General features: G+C 64.6%; 13 protein-coding genes. 4 read left to right on the forward strand and 9 right to left on the reverse strand.

What is annotated here, in order from left to right; genetic code table 11:
- The first annotated feature begins 68 nt into the window (after positions 1 to 68).
- Positions 69 to 956 carry a ParB/RepB/Spo0J family partition protein gene (locus AS156_RS37265; RefSeq protein ID WP_066514955.1) on the forward strand — a complete coding sequence of 296 codons (888 nt, stop codon included), beginning with the start codon at positions 69 to 71 and terminating at the stop codon, positions 954 to 956.
- Positions 957 to 1143: 187 nt separating this feature from the next.
- Here AS156_RS37265 and holA read toward each other — a convergent pair whose 3' ends face one another.
- From holA to AS156_RS37285, 4 genes are all read right to left on the reverse strand, one after another.
- Positions 1144 to 2172: a DNA polymerase III subunit delta gene (gene holA / locus AS156_RS37270; RefSeq protein WP_066514957.1), complete on the reverse strand. Its 1029-nt coding sequence runs from the start codon at positions 2170 to 2172 to the stop codon at positions 1144 to 1146.
- An 8-nt stretch (positions 2173 to 2180) separates the two neighbouring features.
- Positions 2181 to 2732, reverse strand: coding sequence for an LPS assembly lipoprotein LptE (lptE, locus tag AS156_RS37275; protein ID WP_066514959.1), 552 nt, complete (start codon positions 2730 to 2732; stop codon positions 2181 to 2183).
- Positions 2719 to 5355: a leucine--tRNA ligase gene (leuS, locus tag AS156_RS37280; protein WP_066514961.1), complete on the reverse strand. Its 2637-nt coding sequence runs from the start codon at positions 5353 to 5355 to the stop codon at positions 2719 to 2721. The genes lptE and leuS overlap by 14 nt, the downstream gene beginning before the upstream one ends.
- A 742-nt stretch (positions 5356 to 6097) precedes the next feature.
- Positions 6098 to 7780, reverse strand: coding sequence for a sensor domain-containing diguanylate cyclase (locus tag AS156_RS37285; RefSeq protein WP_066514963.1), 1683 nt, complete (start codon positions 7778 to 7780; stop codon positions 6098 to 6100).
- 115 nt (positions 7781 to 7895) lie between these two features.
- Here AS156_RS37285 and AS156_RS37290 point away from each other — a divergent pair, with 115 nt between their 5' ends.
- The gene (locus AS156_RS37290) at positions 7896 to 8600 is read left to right on the forward strand and encodes a YggS family pyridoxal phosphate-dependent enzyme (protein WP_066514966.1); all 705 of its coding nucleotides are present in this window, start codon (positions 7896 to 7898) and stop codon (positions 8598 to 8600) included.
- A gap of 137 nt (positions 8601 to 8737) precedes the next feature.
- Here AS156_RS37290 and AS156_RS37295 read toward each other — a convergent pair whose 3' ends face one another.
- Positions 8738 to 9523, reverse strand: a complete 786-nt coding sequence (locus tag AS156_RS37295; protein ID WP_066514968.1) for a 2-keto-4-pentenoate hydratase — start codon at positions 9521 to 9523, stop codon at positions 8738 to 8740.
- Between the two features lie 197 nt (positions 9524 to 9720).
- Complete coding sequence (locus tag AS156_RS37300; protein WP_066514970.1) at positions 9721 to 10260, reverse strand: L,D-transpeptidase family protein; 540 nt, start codon at positions 10258 to 10260, stop codon at positions 9721 to 9723.
- A gap of 290 nt (positions 10261 to 10550) precedes the next feature.
- Between AS156_RS37300 and AS156_RS37305 the strand changes: the two genes are divergently transcribed.
- Together AS156_RS37305 and AS156_RS37310 are read left to right on the forward strand one after the other, a co-directional pair.
- Positions 10551 to 11237 (forward strand): response regulator transcription factor, encoded by a 687-nt coding sequence (locus AS156_RS37305; protein WP_044539278.1) that lies wholly within the window; start codon positions 10551 to 10553, stop codon positions 11235 to 11237.
- A 57-nt stretch (positions 11238 to 11294) separates the two neighbouring features.
- Positions 11295 to 11735: a cyclic nucleotide-binding domain-containing protein gene (locus AS156_RS37310; protein WP_066514975.1), complete on the forward strand. Its 441-nt coding sequence runs from the start codon at positions 11295 to 11297 to the stop codon at positions 11733 to 11735.
- A gap of 236 nt (positions 11736 to 11971) precedes the next feature.
- Here AS156_RS37310 and AS156_RS37315 read toward each other — a convergent pair whose 3' ends face one another.
- The 3 genes from AS156_RS37315 to AS156_RS37325 form a co-directional block, all read right to left on the reverse strand.
- Positions 11972 to 12787 (reverse strand): exodeoxyribonuclease III, encoded by an 816-nt coding sequence (locus AS156_RS37315; RefSeq protein ID WP_066514976.1) that lies wholly within the window; start codon positions 12785 to 12787, stop codon positions 11972 to 11974.
- A 102-nt stretch (positions 12788 to 12889) separates the two neighbouring features.
- Positions 12890 to 13690 carry an outer membrane lipoprotein carrier protein LolA gene (locus tag AS156_RS37320; protein ID WP_066514978.1) on the reverse strand — a complete coding sequence of 267 codons (801 nt, stop codon included), beginning with the start codon at positions 13688 to 13690 and terminating at the stop codon, positions 12890 to 12892.
- A 97-nt stretch (positions 13691 to 13787) separates the two neighbouring features.
- A partial coding sequence (locus AS156_RS37325; protein WP_066514980.1) for a DNA translocase FtsK occupies positions 13788 to 15567 on the reverse strand: 1780 nt, incomplete at its 5' end.

Genomic DNA, 15567 nt, shown 5'->3' on the forward strand with positions numbered 1-15567 from the left:
TGACCCATCCTGCAATCCTGAAATTGAAGTTCGGAGTACTGCGCGTGAATCCAAGGGAGCTCGCAACAATGGCCGATGAAGCGCGTTCGCGACTGGGGCGCGGGCTTGCAAGCCTGATCGGAGATGTCGGCGGCGAGGCCGCGCATGTCGAGCGGCCGCGCGGACAGCGCAAGGTGCCGATCGAATTCCTCAAGGCCAATCCGCGCAATCCGCGGCGCACCTTCGCCGATGCCGAGCTCGGCGAGCTCGCCGACTCGATCAAGCAGCGCGGCGTGATCCAGCCGATCGTGGTGCGCGCGATCAAGGGCGTGCAGGATCGCTACGAGATCATCGCCGGCGAGCGCCGCTGGCGCGCGTCGCAGCTCGCGGGCCTGCACGAAGTGCCGATCGTACCGGTCGAGGTCAACGACTCCGACGCGCTCGAGATCATGATCATCGAGAACGTCCAGCGTGAAGACCTCAACGCGATGGAAGAGGCGCAGGGCTATCACGCGCTCGCCGACGAGTTCAAACGCAGCCAGGAAGACATCGCCAAGATCGTCGGCAAGAGCCGCAGCCACGTCGCCAACATGATGCGGCTGACCAAGCTGCCCGCCGAGGTGCAGGCGCTGATCGCCAAGGGCGATCTCTCCGCCGGCCATGCCCGCGCGCTGATCGGCGTGCCCGATCCGCTCACGGCTGCGAAGCGCATCGTCGCCGAAGGCCTCAACGTCCGTCAGGCCGAGGCGCTGGCGCATGAGGAGGGCGTGCCGGAGCGCAAGCCGCAGAAGGCGCGTGCCAGCCGCGGGGCGAAGGTCGACAAGGATGCCGACACCTTGGCGCTGGAGAAGCGCGTCAGCGATGCGCTCGGCCTCACCGTCACGGTGTCGCATCGCGATCCCGGCGGCACCGTGCAGATCAACTACCGCAACCTCGAGCAGCTCGACGAGGTGGTGCGGCGGCTGGAAGGCGGTTAGGCCGGCTGCGCTCTTTCCGTCATTGCGAGCCAACGGGTCGCGCGAATGCGCGCCCGATGACGGGCTCCGCGAAGCAATCCATGCATCCGCGAACGCTGAGCGTTGGATTGCTTCGTCGCTTCAGCGCAAAATTGCTTTGCAATTTTGTCGCGAGCTCCTCGCAATGACGGTCGTTTCAACGGCTCGGCTATCCCCTCCGCTTCGCATTTGCCGCGATCGACAGCAGCGCGCGTTGGCCGATCACGGCGGCGAGCGCGGCCTGCTTGCGCATGTCCAGCGCGGCGGTGGCAAGCTGATCGATCACCGTCACCAACCGCTGTGGGCTGAAATTGCGCAGCGCGATCTCGACTGCGGCTTTGCGCGAGAAGTGCAGCCGCGGAAATCCGCCCTCGAGCACGGCGCTAACCGGCGTGCCGTCGGCCACCGCGAGCGCCGATTTGTGCAGCCACGCGGCATGGCGCTGTGCTGTCGAGATGATCACGCCGGGATAGGTGCCGGCGACCATCGCCTTGGCGAACTCGCTCTCGACAACAGCGGCGTTGCCGGCGAACGCGCCGTCGACGATCGGATCGAGCTTCAGCTCGGATGCGTCGGAGACGACGGTCATCACGTCGTCGAGTGTGATCTCGCCCTTGCCATGCGCGAACAGCGCGAGCTTGCGCAGCTCGTTGCGCGAAGCCTGGCGGTCGCCGCCGAGCAGCGACATCAGCACCGCGCGCGCATCCTGTGCCAGCCGCAGATTCGAAATCCGCAGCTCGTCCTCGATCAGCTTTGTCAGATCGCGCTCGGTGTCGGGATAACAGGCGATCGCCACCGCGTTCTTGGCGCGCTCGCACGCCTTGCGCAGCGGCGACTCCGGCCTGAGCTCGCCGGCCTCGATCACGATGCGGCAGTCCTTCAGCGCCGTCTCGGCCAGCGTGTCGACGCCGCTCGCAAAATTGCGCGAGCCGGCGCGAACGCGGATGGCGCGGCGGCCACCGAACAGCGGCACCGTCATCGCTTCATCCACCAGCCGCGAGGGTTCGGCGGCGAGCTCGTCGCCATCGAGCCGCACCAGCGAGAACGGATCGTTGGGGTCGTCGACGGCGGAGGCCATCAGCGCGTCGGCGCGCTCGCGCACCAGGCCCGCATCCGGGCCGTACAGCAGGATGATCGGGCGGCCGGCGTCAGGCCGGGCGAGGAAGCTGTCGATCTCTTTTCCGCGAAGCGCGACCAATGCGGTGATCAGGTCCCGGCGGAGAAGAACGACGCCAGCCGGGTCTGGATGTTGTCGGCGATCTCCTGCGCGGCGCGGTCCTCGGCGTCGCGGAAGGCGCGGGTGCGGGCGAAGCGCTGGTAGGAACCCGGGATGTCATAGGACACACGCGAGAACGTCGTGCCAGTCATGACCGACTTGTTGGACGCGATCTCGATCAGGTTGAACTGCGCATCGATGCCGTAGTTCTCGCTGGTCGGCAGCGCGGTGGCGGGGTCGATCATCAGCGAGGAGCGGCTGGTCGTGAACCGCAGCACCAGCCGGTGGGTCGGTGGCATACCGGTGGCGTTGCCGTAGAGCTTGAAGGCGAGCGCATTGCGGATCTCGACGCCGATCCGCGCCTCGCGGGAGGCGTTCGGCTTGTCGACCGGCGGAACCTCGACGCCCATCAGCTTTTCGCGCAGGCCCGGGGTCCCGTCGCTATGCTCGGCATACATCGGGTGAAAGCAGCCGGCCGTCAGCGCGGCCAAGGCAGCCACGGCGATCAACCGGGCAGCGATCCTGATCCTAGCCGACGACATTCACGATCCTCATGGGCACCACAATCACCTTGCGGACGGGTTTGCCGCCCAGGGCGACTTTTACCGCATCGAGCGCCAAAACGGCAGCCTCTATATCCGCATTTTGGGCGGTGCGTGGCACAGTAACATCACCCCGCTTCTTACCGTTGACCTGGACGACCAGGGTCACGCTGTCTTCGACCAGCAAATCGCGCTCGATTTGAGGCCAACCCGCTTCGGATACCAGTCCGCTCTGGCCCAAGACCACCCAGCACTCCTCGGCGAGGTGCGGCATCATGGGCGAGAACAGCTGAACCAGGATGGTCGCGGCCTCCTTGACCGCCCAGGCAATGTCGGGCGCCGGTTTGTCGCCCTTCGCGGCTTCCCTGGTCAGCACCTCGGCCAACGCATTGGCGAACTCGCGGATGTGCGCCAGGCAGACGTTGAAGTGCAGTCGCTCGATGCCCGACGATACCTTGTCGAGCGCACCATGGGCCGCCTTGCGCAAGGCGAGCGCCTCGGGGACGAAGCTGGCCGGCCGCGCCGCCGGTGCGGACTTCGCAATCTCAGCCGATTCGTTCACCAGCCGCCACAGCCGCTGCACGAAGCGCGAGGCGCCCTGCACGCGTTCGTCGCTCCAGATCACGTCGCGGTCCGGCGGCGAGTCCGACAGCATGAACCAGCGCGCGACGTCGGCGCCGTAGCTCGCGATGATGTCGTCGGGGTCGACGGTGTTCTTCTTCGACTTCGACATCTTCTCGATCGGGCCGATCTCGACGTTCTCGCCGGTTGCCAGCAGCACCGCGCGGCGGTCGTTGCCGGCAACCTCGACCTTCACCTCGGCGGGCGTGACCCACGTGCCGTCGGCCTTCTGGTAGGTCTCATGCACCACCATGCCCTGGGTGAACATGCCGGCGAACGGCTCCTTCATGTCGATGTGGCCGGTGGCCTTCATCGCGCGGGTGAAGAAGCGGCTGTAGAGCAGATGCAGGATCGCGTGCTCGACGCCGCCGATATACTGGTCGACCGGCATCATCCGGTTGGCGACCGCGGGTGTCGTCGGCGCGGTCTCGTTCCAGGGATCGGTGAAGCGTGCGAAATACCACGAGGAGTCGACGAAGGTGTCCATCGTGTCGGTTTCACGCACGGCCTTGCCGCCGCATTTCGGACAGCTGACGTGTTTCCAGGTCGGATGATGGTCGAGCGCGTTCCCCGGCTTGTCGAAGGTCACATCCTCCGGCAGCGTCACCGGCAGCTGGTCGTCCGGCACCGGCACCACGTCGCACTTCGGACAATGGATCACCGGGATCGGGCAGCCCCAATAGCGCTGGCGTGAAATGCCCCAGTCGCGCAGGCGGAAGTTCACCTGCCGCTCGCCGACCGGTGCGTTGCCGCGCAATTCGGCTTCGAGACGCTTGGCGACCTCTTCCTTCGCCGCTTCGATGGTCATGCCGTCGAGGAAGCGCGAATTGATCATGCGGCCTTCGCCGTCATAGGCGGTGTCGGTGATGACGAATGTCTTCGGATCCTGGCCCTCGGGGCAGACCACCGGCGTGACGCCGAGATTGTACTTGTTCACGAAGTCGAGGTCGCGCTGGTCGTGCCCAGGGCAGCCGAAGATCGCGCCGGTGCCGTATTCCATCAGCACGAAGTTCGCGACGTATACGGGCAGCTTCCAGCTCGGGTCGAACGGATGGATCGCCTTGATGCCGGTGTCGAAGCCCTGCTTCTCGGCGGTGTCGATGATCTCCTGCGCGGTGCCGATCTTCTTGATGTCGGCGATGAACTCCGCGAGCTTGGGGTTCTTCGCGGCAGCCGCCTGCGCCAGCGGATGATCCGCCGAGATCGCCATGAACTTCGCGCCGAACAGCGTGTCCGGCCGCGTGGTGAATATCTTCAGCTCGTTCTCGCCGGCCGGCGTGGTCGCCGCATCCAGCGCAAAGCGGATCAGCAGGCCTTCGGAGCGGCCGATCCAGTTGCGCTGCATCAGCCGCACCTTGTCGGGCCAGCGGTCCAGCCCGTCGAGCGCGTCCAGGAGCTCCTGCGAATACTTCGTGATCTTGAAGACCCACTGGCTCATTTCCCGTTGTTCAACAACGGCACCCGAGCGCCAGCCGCGGCCGTCGATCACCTGCTCGTTGGCGAGCACGGTCATGTCGACCGGATCCCAGTTCAGCTTGCGCTTCTCGCGCTCGGCGAGGCCGGCGCGCAGCATGTCCAGGAACATCTTCTGCTGATGCTTGTAGTAGCTGGGGTCGCAGGTCGCGAATTCGCGGGCCCAGTCGAGCGACAGCCCGATCGACTTGAGCTGCTTCTTCATCGCGGCGATGTTGTCGTAGGTCCAGGCCTTCGGCGCCACCTTGCGCTCGATCGCGGCATTCTCCGCTGGCAGGCCGAACGCATCCCACCCCATCGGGTGCAGCACGTTGAAGCCCTTGGCGCGCATGAACCGCGCCAGCACGTCGCCCAGCGTGTAGTTGCGGACATGCCCGATATGGATGCGCCCGGACGGATAGGGAAACATCTCGAGCACGTAGTATTTCGGCCGCTGATCGTCGTTCTTGGAGGCGAAGATCGCCTTCTCGTCCCACGTGGCTTGCCAGCGGGGCTCGGATTCACGGGCGTTGTAGCGTTCAGAGGTCATGAAATCGCAGGGCTTTGGGTGATTTTCGGGTCCCATCGGGGACGGCGGACTAGGCCACAAAAACGCCCATGGGGTCAACGGTTTGGGCCTTCACAAAGCCTCATCCCTCGCGGCGCGGCCCTGCCGTTGCCGCAGGGGCGGATCGGGCTTGATTGGGCCGGCCGCAATCGGCTGGCCTGGGGCACCCTCGCGGAACCCATTCAGTGTCATCACCCGACAACGGGTCGGCGCTGAGCGCCGCCCTGCTCCAGCGGGTGATCCAGCACGCCGCTGCCCATCGGCTGCCACGTCGGGCAACTCAGCGGTAACGGCAGCACGCTGCCCGTCTCACTTGCCATCAAAGGGTAGTTGGACATGAGCAGCATTAGGTAGCAACCTCACTAACCCTTGGCTGGGAGGATGCTGGCTGTTTCGCTATCATCCACGCTTATGAGACTAAGACCGCGGACTAGAGACGACACCCTCTCCATTCTGAAGCTCACTCCGCTTACCCTTGGACTCGGAGTGCTCTGGGCGCTCGTCGGCATCGCCACCGGCGGAGGATGGCTCTATGCAGCGATGTTTTGTGCCGTTGGGATGGCGGAGGTCCCTGTCTATTCCATAGCGGCACGTTACTACAACAGACGCCACCCCAATGAGTGAGCTTGTCAAATGGGCTGGTGAAGCGCCGGACTGAGCTCACGCAAATGTGCGTAATCCATGGTTCCGATAAGCGCGGGCGGATCACGCTTCCGGCGCCAGCTCAACTCGCCAGCGCCATCCCTGCCTCGTCCACCCTCTTCCCAAAACCATGCTCGACCACCGCGTTGCGGCCGCGATGCTTGGCGGCGTAGAGCGCGGCGTCGGCGGCTTCGATCAGATCGCCGGGGCGATGGTTGTCATTCGGCTTCGTCGTGGCAACGCCGATGCTGACGGTGACGATGCTGTGGCTCGATGTTGCGTGCGGCACCGCAAGCCCGAGCACCGCCGTGCGCACGGTCTCGCCGATCGCGAGCGCCTGCGCGGCGTCGGTGTTCGGCAGCAGCAGGCAGAATTCCTCGCCGCCGTAGCGGCCGGCAAAGCCCAACGTGTCGGCGGCGATGCCGGATAGCGTTTCGCCGATCCTGGTCAGGCAGGCGTCGCCTTCGGGATGGCCGTAGGTGTCGTTGTAGAGCTTGAAGTGATCGACATCGATCATCAGGAGCGACAGCGTGCAGTCATATTGCTGCGACTTCAGCCACTCGAAGTCGAGCCGGCTCTGGAAGCCGCGGCGGTTCGCAAGGCCCGACAGCGCGTCGATCGAGGCCATCACGGTGAGGCGATCATTGGACGCGAGCAGCTCGCGCTCGCGCTGGCTGAGCTGCGCGGCCATCGCGTTGAAGGCGCGCGCCAGCGGAACGAATTCCGACGGCAGCTTGTTCTTGGCGACACGCGCGGACCAGTCGCCCTCGCCGAACCGTCGCGCCATGCCGGTCATCACCTCGATCGGCTTGATGATCAGCTTCTCGGCGCCGACGAGAGCACCCAACAAAACAAAGAGGCAGACGAAGCCGAGCTGCAGATAGGCGGTGCGGATCTGCTGGTTGATCGCGGCCGTCACCTTGGCTTCATCCATGCTCACGATCAACCGTGACTGCGTGCCGGCAATGCGGGCAAAGCTCAGCGTGCGTTCGGTGCCGTCGGCGGCCGTGAACGACACCGAGCCCGAGGGCTCGTCATAGCTCAGCGCCTTCTCGGCGATCGCCGCCATCAGCGGCACAGCGTCGAGCGGGCGGCCGATCAGGCTCGCATGGTCTGACGGCGCTGCGATCACGACGCCGGTGCTGTCGACCAAAACCGCAGACATGCCGGGCTGGCCGCCGAGATTGGCCATGATCTGCGACAGCCAGTCGATATTGATGCCGGCAACGACGACGGCGTCTTCCTCCGGATTGATCGCGGCCACAGGATAGGCGGCCATCATCATCGGCCGGCCGTTTGTCTTGCCGAACAGATAATCGCTGAAGACGAAGGCGCGGGTGTCCTGCGCCTTCTTGAAATATTCACGGTCTCCGAGATTGATCCCGACCTGTACATTGAGGGTGGAACACTGCACCACCCCGTCCCTGGAGACGAACATGATGCTGCGGATCCACGGCAGGTTGGTCGGCAGGCTGGCGCGCAGCACGTCACAGCTTCGCCCGATGCCGGCGGACGCCCTGATATAGGCGGCCGATTTCAGCATGGTCTCGACCGAGGACACCACCTCGCGCTGGGTTTCGGCAGTGTGGCTGGTCAGATTGGCGTAGGTTTCCGCGGCCTGCGCGATCTGCTTGGCGCGGAATTCCTCCAGCGTGCGAACGCGGTCGAGCATCAGGGGCGCGACCAGCATCAGGGCAAGCAAAGCGAGCCGGGCACGAATGCCCAGAAGCTTCTTGAGTTTGACCCGGTTGCGGTTGAAAGTCACGCCGACATTTTTTCCCTTGCCCGGCGCGAGGGTAGAATGAAGGGCTTCAAAAAGCCTTTCCCGAATTTGGTAAAATTCGAGCCAACACCCACATCCGTCAGAAAACGATACAAGCATGCCGCAAAGCCCGACCACGCCGTTATCAGCCCATTCACCAAGCGGCCTTGCCGCCGTCGAGCAGGAGATCGCGCGCGCCTGCAAGGAAGCACGGCGCGATCGCGCCTCGGTGATGCTGATCGCGGTGTCGAAGACCTTCGCAGCCGACGCGATTTCGCCTGTTATCGACGCGGGACAGCGCGTATTCGGCGAGAATCGCGTGCAGGAGGCGAAGGGCAAGTGGCCAGCGTTAATGCAGTCCTACCCCGGACTGGCGCTGCATCTGATCGGGCCGCTGCAATCGAACAAGGCCAAGGAAGCGGTCGCGCTGTTCGATGCGATCCATTCCGTCGACCGCGCGAGTATTTGCGAAGCGTTAGCCAAGGAAATCAAATCCCAGCAGAAGCAGCCGGAATTGTTCGTTCAGATCAACACCGGTGAAGAGCCACAGAAGGCCGGTGTCGCGCCGCAGGACGCCGATGCCTTTATCGCCGCGTGCCGCGACAAATACGGTTTGCATATCTCGGGCCTGATGTGCATCCCGCCGGTCGACCAGGCGCCGGCGCCGCATTTCGCCCTGTGTGCCAAGATCGCCGCGCGCAATGGGCTGACGAATCTCTCGATGGGCATGAGCGCGGATTTTGCGGTCGCGATCCAGATGGGCGCGACACATGTGCGCGTGGGGTCGGCGATCTTTGGGACGCGGACGGTGCAGCATACCTAGTCGTCGTCCTCGTGTAATCCGCTCGACGTTGAGTCCGTCATTGCGAGGAGCGTAAGCGACGAAGCAATCCATCCATCCGCGGAGCAAAGCCGTGAGATGGATTGCTTCGCTTCGCTCGCAATGACGGTGATGCGGCTCTACGCGAACCTCACCGACACCTTCCCCAGCACACCGAAATCCGCGGCGACGTGATCGCCGGCTGCGATCGGCAGCGGCGGGTGGCAGGTGCCTGTCGTGACCACCTCCCCTGCCCGCAAGGTCAGTCCGAGCCCGCGCAGTTCGTTGGCGCACCAGGCGAGCGCGACGCGGGGATCGCCGAGCACGTTCTTGCCGTGGCCGGTGTAGCGCTCACCGCGCAGCGCGATGGTCGGCCGCTCCTCGACCAGGTCCATCGCGCGCCAGTCCGACGACGTCGCGGGCCCGAGCACGAACAGATGCGCGCAGGCGCAGTCGGCGATCAATTGCGCCTCACCGGCTGCGGTGAAATCGGCGAATCGCGAATCCGGAATCTCGATCGCGGGATGCAGCGTATCGACGGCGTTGAGCACCTCCCGCACGCTGTAGGGCGTTGCACGCGGCGCCAGATCGCGCGCCATGCGGAAGGCGAATTCCGGTTCGCCGACGCGCATCTCGTTGCCTGTCATCGACGCTGTGCCGCCGTCGGTAATGACAGTCTCGGCAAGAATGCGTCCGGCTAGCGGCCCTGCGACATTGATGTGCTTCTGGCCGGCCGCGCTGGTCGCCGCGATCTTCCAGCCGAACAGTTTTTCGCGCGACGTCTTTTCCAGCGCGGCCTGCACCGCATAGCCCTCGGCGCGATCGCGCGGCCGGATCGCGATGTCGAGATTGCCGAGCTTGGTGCCGGCGCGCCAGTGGTTGTGCAGTGTCCGCGATGCGGCGATGATTTGATCGTTGTCGAGCATGAGCTGAATTCCAGGATCTGTTGGTCGTACTACGTGAACTCGCCCCGCGTCATTGCGAGGAGCGATAGCGACGAAGCAATCCATTGTTCTGCACGCTCGGTCGCAATGGATTGCTTCGCTGCGCTCGCAATGACGGGGATAGAGATGTGCATATGGTCTCTCAGCCCTATCCCAAGAGTCTTTGCCCCGCCGCTGGTCTACCCGATGATGATCCTGGTCCGCGGGCTCAGCCGCCGCAACAGTCGCAGCATCGACGTCCGGGTCATCGACACGCAGCCGGCGGTCGGCGAGAAATTGGTGCGCGCCAGGTGCAGGAACACGGCGCTGCCGCGGCCGGCGATGCGAGGCGCAGCGTTGTGGTCGATCTCGACGATGAAGTCGTAGAGATGATCCTCGCGGGTCAGGCGGTCGCCTCCCTGCGCGCCGTCGAGCCGGATCGGCTGGTTATAATGACGATCCGCCGGGTCCTCGCACCAGGCATCCTCGGGGCGGATCGGCCGGGTCGGCAGGAAGGTTTGCGGCCGGCGATGGCGGTCGGCGCGCCACCACAGCCTCAAGGGATGGAAGATACCGCGCGGCGTGCCGCCGTCGCCCTCGCGCTTGTTGGCGAGGATGCCGCCGCGCCCGAGCGCCACCGGCACCGTCCAGCCGTCGGCGCTGAGCCAGCCCCGGCGCGGGTCTCCCGCGCCGCGGTGGACCCGGATGGCAGCGAGCGGGCGATCACGTAAATCTGTCATATAAGTGATTGAAATAGCTGGCCTTCCCTTCAGAATCAATCCAAACCAAACTTGCCTTGGCGACCCCGCTTGATCTATCAGGCGGGGATTACAGGACATTCACCTCGCCCCTGCCGATTTTGGGATAGACTGCCCCCGCCTTGTGAATCGGTAACAATCGCCTACCTGAAGCCCCATCTACCCCGAATCTCGGCTGCCCAAATCTGGTCTACCGAGTCTCGTCTACCGTAAGTCCCGGCCATAAGCGCCCTCCGCTTCTGTCCGCCCGCCGCCCCCGAAGGATTGTACCTATGGCCAATGCCCGCAAGATCTTGATCGTGGATGACGATACCGATCTGCGCGATACGCTGGTCGAGCAACTGTCGCTGCACGAGGAATTCGAAGCCTCCGCAGTCGATACCGGCGCCAAGGGCGCCAGCGCCGCCAAAGCCAATTCCCCCGATCTCGTTCTCATGGACGTCGGCCTGCCCGACACCGATGGCCGCGAAGTGGTCCGCTCCCTGCGCAAGGGCGGCTTCAAGGCTCCGATCATCATGCTGACCGGCCACGATACCGATTCGGACACGATCCTGGGCCTGGAATCCGGGGCCAATGACTACGTGGCAAAGCCCTTCCGCTTTGCGGTGCTGCTGGCCCGGATCCGGGCGCAGCTCCGCCAGCACGAGGCCAGCGAGGACGCGGTGTTCTCGGTCGGCCCCTACTCGTTCCGGCCCGGCTCCAAGATGCTGACCGGCGCCAACGCCCGGAAGGTGCGGCTGACCGAGAAGGAAACCGCGATCCTCCGCTTCCTCTACCGCGCCGGCCAGATGCCGGTGTCGCGCGAGACCCTGCTCCAGGAGGTCTGGGGCTACAATTCCGGCGTCACCACCCACACGCTGGAAACCCACATCTACCGCCTGCGCCAGAAGATCGAGAAGGACGCCGCCAACCCGGAAATCCTGGTCACCGAAGCCGGTGGCTACAAGCTGGTGCCGTGATACGATTCGCGCCCAACGATTCGTGAAATCGAGGCGCAATCCGGTTCCCGGTCCTGAATGTCGATCGATGATGATGTAGCCCTGCTCGAGCGGGTCCCGACGATGCGTTTGTTGGGCGATACCTCCTTGCGCATGCTGGCGATCGGCTCCGAGCAACGCGATTTCGAGAATGGTGACGTGCTGTTCAAGGCCGGCGACACGGCCGATGCCGGCTATATCGTCCAGCGCGGGACATTCCGCGTGGAAGAAGGTGGCGCCGAGATCGTCGCCGGCCCCGGCGCGCTGATCGGCGAGCTCGCGCTGATCGTGGCGATGAAGCGACCCTCGACCGCGACCGCGCTGGAACGCGCCTCCGTGATCCGCATCGCGCGCAGTCTGTTTCAGCGCGTGCTGGAAAGCGACCCCGCCGCCGCTCGCCGCCTGCGCGACGAACTCGCTACACGCACGAGCCAGCTCGCGAGCGATATCCTGATGGCTGGCGCGAAGCTGAGCTCGTAGCTGCTGAAACCGAACGACGGCCGAGCCGCATACTCGACCTCTCCCCTTGTGGGAGAGGTCGGATTGCATCGTCAGATGCAATCCGGGTGAGGGGGGCAGGTGTATCGGCGAGTGCACGTCCCTCGAGAGACTGCGACCCCTCACCCGGATCACATTCCGCTTCGCTGCATGCGATCCGGCCTCTCCCACAAGGGGAGAGGCAAACTGAGCAAGCGTCTATGGCTTGCTCTTAACTCCTAAACCTCCAGCACCGCGGTCACCGGCACGTGGTCGGACGGGCGCTCCCAGCCGCGGGCGTCGCGGGTGATCCGGAAATCGCTGACGGAGTCTTTCAGCGCGCGCGAGACCCAGATGTGGTCGAGGCGACGGCCGCGGTCGCCGACGGTCCAGTCGGCGGCGCGGTAGCTCCACCAGGTGTAGACCTTTTCCGACATCGGAATGCGCTCGCGCGCGATGTCGAACCACTCGCCATGCATCTGCGCGGCGAGCAGCTTCTCGGTTTCGATGGGCGTGTGCGAGACGACCTTCAGGAGCTGCTTGTGCGACCACACGTCGTTCTCGTGCGGCGCGACGTTGAGGTCGCCGACCAGGATGTGGCGATCGTCGCCGCGCGGATGCAGCGGCTCGCAACTCTTCATCTCGTCGAGGAATTGCAGCTTGTGCTCGAACTTCGGATTGAGCGCGGGATCGGGAATGTCGCCACCCGCCGGCACATAGAAATTATGCAGCACCAGCGGCTTTGACAGCTGCGCCTTTTCACCGAAGGACACGGAGACATGGCGCGAGTCGATCTTGTCGCAGAACGTCCTGATGTCGGTCGTATCGAACGGCAGACGCGAGACGATGGCGACGCCGTGGTAGCCCTTCTGCCCGTTCAGCGCGATGTGCTCATAGCCGAGCCGCTTGAAGCGCTTCAGCGGAAACGCATCGTCGATGCATTTGGTTTCTTGCAGGCACAGCACGTCCGGCCGCGCCGCCTTGATGAACTTGGCGACGATATCGATGCGGAGCCGCACCGAATTGATGTTCCAGGTCGTGACGGAGAAACGCATGGGAGATGCGTCTTAGCACGGTTCGCGCGGCGGATTTCAATTGTCCACAGGGGGAGATTTGTGCACCTCGCCCCGCAAGAGCGGGGCGAGGAAGAAGATAGGCTACCCCGGCGAGGTGCCCGGATATTGCGTGAAGTCGATCTTGAACAGCGCCGGGTCGGGCTTCTGCGTCGCGTCGAGATTGTAGACCGCGACCGTGGTGTCGTAGCCCTGCGGATCGGTGACGGTCCACTGCTTGAGCTTGCCGTCCTTGGCGCCGATCATCAGCATCAGCCTGGAGGTGCCGACCAGCGCCTGCTTCTCCTCGATGGTCACGCTGACATACACGTCGTCGGCCGTGACGCTGACGACGTTGGTGTCCTTCATCAAATCGATGCGGTCGGACAAGAGATAGCGCAGCGGGGTCTGCGACAGCGGATAGATGTCCTGGGTGGCGAGCCGGCGATCGCGCACCGCGACCGACGAGCCGTCGGCGATGATCTCGACCGGGCTCGGATCGTCATATTCGAAGCGCACCTTGCCCGGCTTCTGGATGTAGAAGTCGCCCTTGGTCTTGGTGCCGTCGGGCCCGACCTGGACGAAGTTGCCGACCAGCGTCTGCAGCGAGGATAGATAGGCCGAGACTCTGGCAGCCTGCGCCTTCTGGTTGGCGTCGAAGGTCTGGAAGATGCTGGCGGGCACATTGCGGCGCGGATCGGGAATGATCGGCGTCGGCTCCTGCTGGGTCGCGCCCGTGGTCGCGGGACCCTTGTCCTGCGAGCCCCCATTCTGGCTCTTCTTCGGTGCTGGCCGGGGTGTCGGGACGTTCTGCGCGCCGGCGGAGGCGATGGTGCCTGCGAATGCGGCGGAGACGAGGAGTGCCAGCGCGTGGCGCATGAAGCGGTGAGTGTGATGCTTTGCCATCAGATATGTCAGGTCTCTGTTCGACGCACGTCCCGCTTGTGCGATCCTATCGCGCCTCATCCGAGGGAGATATGGTTTTTCCGTGATGATTGTCCGATCAGAACTGGCCTTCTTCTTCACCGACCAGAATTTCGCGTTTTCCGGCGTGATTCGCAGGGCCGACGATGCCTTCGAGTTCCATCCGCTCCATCAGCGATGCCGCGCGGTTATAGCCGATTTGCAGCCGGCGCTGAATGTAGGAGGTTGACGCCTTGCGGTCGCGCTTGACGATCGCAACCGCCTGCGTGAACAGATCGCCGCCGCCGTCGCCGCCCATGCCGGTGGAATCGAATACCGCACCGTCCTCGTCGGTCGGCTCTTCCGCGGTCACCGCTTCCAGATATTCCGGCTGGCCCTGCGTCTTCAGGTGGCGCACCACCTTCTCGACTTCTTCATCCGATGCGAACGGCCCGTGCACGCGGCTGATGCGGCCGCCGCCTGCCATGTAGAGCATGTCGCCCTGGCCGAGCAGCTGCTCGGCGCCCATCTCGCCGAGGATGGTGCGGCTGTCGATCTTCGACGTCACCTGGAAGGCGATGCGGGTCGGGAAGTTCGCCTTGATCGTGCCGGTGATGACGTCGACCGACGGACGCTGCGTGGCGAGGATCACGTGCAGGCCGGCGGCGCGCGCCATCTGCGCGAGGCGCTGCACCGCGCCTTCGATGTCCTTGCCGGCGACCATCATCAGGTCGGCCATCTCGTCGACGATGATGACGATGTAGGGCAGCGGCTCGAGGTCGAGCTTCTCTTCCTCGTAGATCGCCTTGCCGGTTTCCTTGTCGAAACCGGTGTGCACGGTGCGCGTCAGCTCCTCGCCCTTGCCCTTGGCTTCGACGAGCCGCTGGTTGTAGCCGTCGATGTTGCGCACGCCGAGCTTTGCCATTCGCTTGTAGCGCTCTTCCATCTCGCGCACGGCCCATTTCAGCGCCACGACCGCCTTCTTCGGGTCGGTGACGACAGGCGTCAGCAGATGCGGGATGCCGTCATAGACGGAGAGTTCGAGCATCTTCGGATCAACCATGATCAGGCGGCACTGATCGGGACGCAGCCGGTAGACCAGGCTGAGGATCATGGTGTTGATCGCGACCGATTTGCCGGAGCCGGTGGTGCCCGCGATCAGCATGTGCGGCGTGCGCGCGAGATCGATGATGACGGGATCGCCGCCGATCGTCTTGCCGAGACACAGCGGCAGCTTTGCCACCGACTCGGTGCTTTCCTTGGCGACCAGGAGCTCGCGCAGATAAACCTTCTCGCGATGCGCGTTCGGCAGCTCGATGCCGATCGCGTTGCGGCCGGCGACGACAGCGACGCGCGCAGACAGCGCGCTCATCGAGCGCGCGATGTCGTCGGACAGGCCGATGACACGCGATGACTTGATGCCGGGTGCGGGCTCGAGCTCGTACAGCGTGACCACCGGGCCGGGATTGGCTTTGACGATCTCGCCGCGGACGCCGAAGTCCTGCAGCACGCCTTCGAGCGCGCGCGAATTGTTTTCCAGCTCGGCCTTGCTGAGCGGCTGGCGGTCGCTCGCCTTGGGCGCGGAGAGCACGGAAACCGACGGCAGCTCGAACTTGTCGGAGGATTTCTTCTTGACGCGCGGCTCGGCCTTCTTGCGCGGGGCACGAGCGGCGGGAGCTTCCTCTTCTTCCTCCTCCTCCTCGTCCTCGAAACCCTGCCCGTGATCCTCGTGTTCGTCGCCTTCGCCCGCGGGCGCGATCGAGGGTGCGGCACGGCCACCGCTGCCGAGATTGGGCTCCTGGCGCTCGAAAGCCGCGGCCCGGCCCTGCGGTGCGCTCGAGACCAGCGATTTGTAGGCTCGCGAAATCAGCCAGCCGAGC

The organism is Bradyrhizobium macuxiense (assembly GCF_001542415.1).
Lineage (GTDB): Bacteria > Pseudomonadota > Alphaproteobacteria > Rhizobiales > Xanthobacteraceae > Bradyrhizobium > Bradyrhizobium macuxiense.

Bases quoted from the DNA above. Each gene is read 5' to 3' on its own strand.
- AS156_RS37305 (WP_044539278.1), top strand. From the start codon at position 10,551: ATGGCCAATGCCCGCAAGATCTTGATCGTGGATGACGATACCGATCTG.
- AS156_RS37300 (WP_066514970.1), bottom strand. From the start codon at position 10,260: ATGACAGATTTACGTGATCGCCCGCTCGCTGCCATCCGGGTCCACCGC.
- AS156_RS37320 (WP_066514978.1), bottom strand. From the start codon at position 13,690: ATGGCAAAGCATCACACTCACCGCTTCATGCGCCACGCGCTGGCACTC.
- AS156_RS37310 (WP_066514975.1), top strand. From the start codon at position 11,295: ATGTCGATCGATGATGATGTAGCCCTGCTCGAGCGGGTCCCGACGATG.
- AS156_RS37265 (WP_066514955.1), top strand. From the start codon at position 69: ATGGCCGATGAAGCGCGTTCGCGACTGGGGCGCGGGCTTGCAAGCCTG.
- AS156_RS37315 (WP_066514976.1), bottom strand. From the start codon at position 12,787: ATGCGTTTCTCCGTCACGACCTGGAACATCAATTCGGTGCGGCTCCGC.
- lptE (WP_066514959.1), bottom strand. From the start codon at position 2,732: ATGTCGTCGGCTAGGATCAGGATCGCTGCCCGGTTGATCGCCGTGGCT.
- leuS (WP_066514961.1), bottom strand. From the start codon at position 5,355: ATGACCTCTGAACGCTACAACGCCCGTGAATCCGAGCCCCGCTGGCAA.
- AS156_RS37295 (WP_066514968.1), bottom strand. From the start codon at position 9,523: ATGCTCGACAACGATCAAATCATCGCCGCATCGCGGACACTGCACAAC.
- AS156_RS37290 (WP_066514966.1), top strand. From the start codon at position 7,896: ATGCCGCAAAGCCCGACCACGCCGTTATCAGCCCATTCACCAAGCGGC.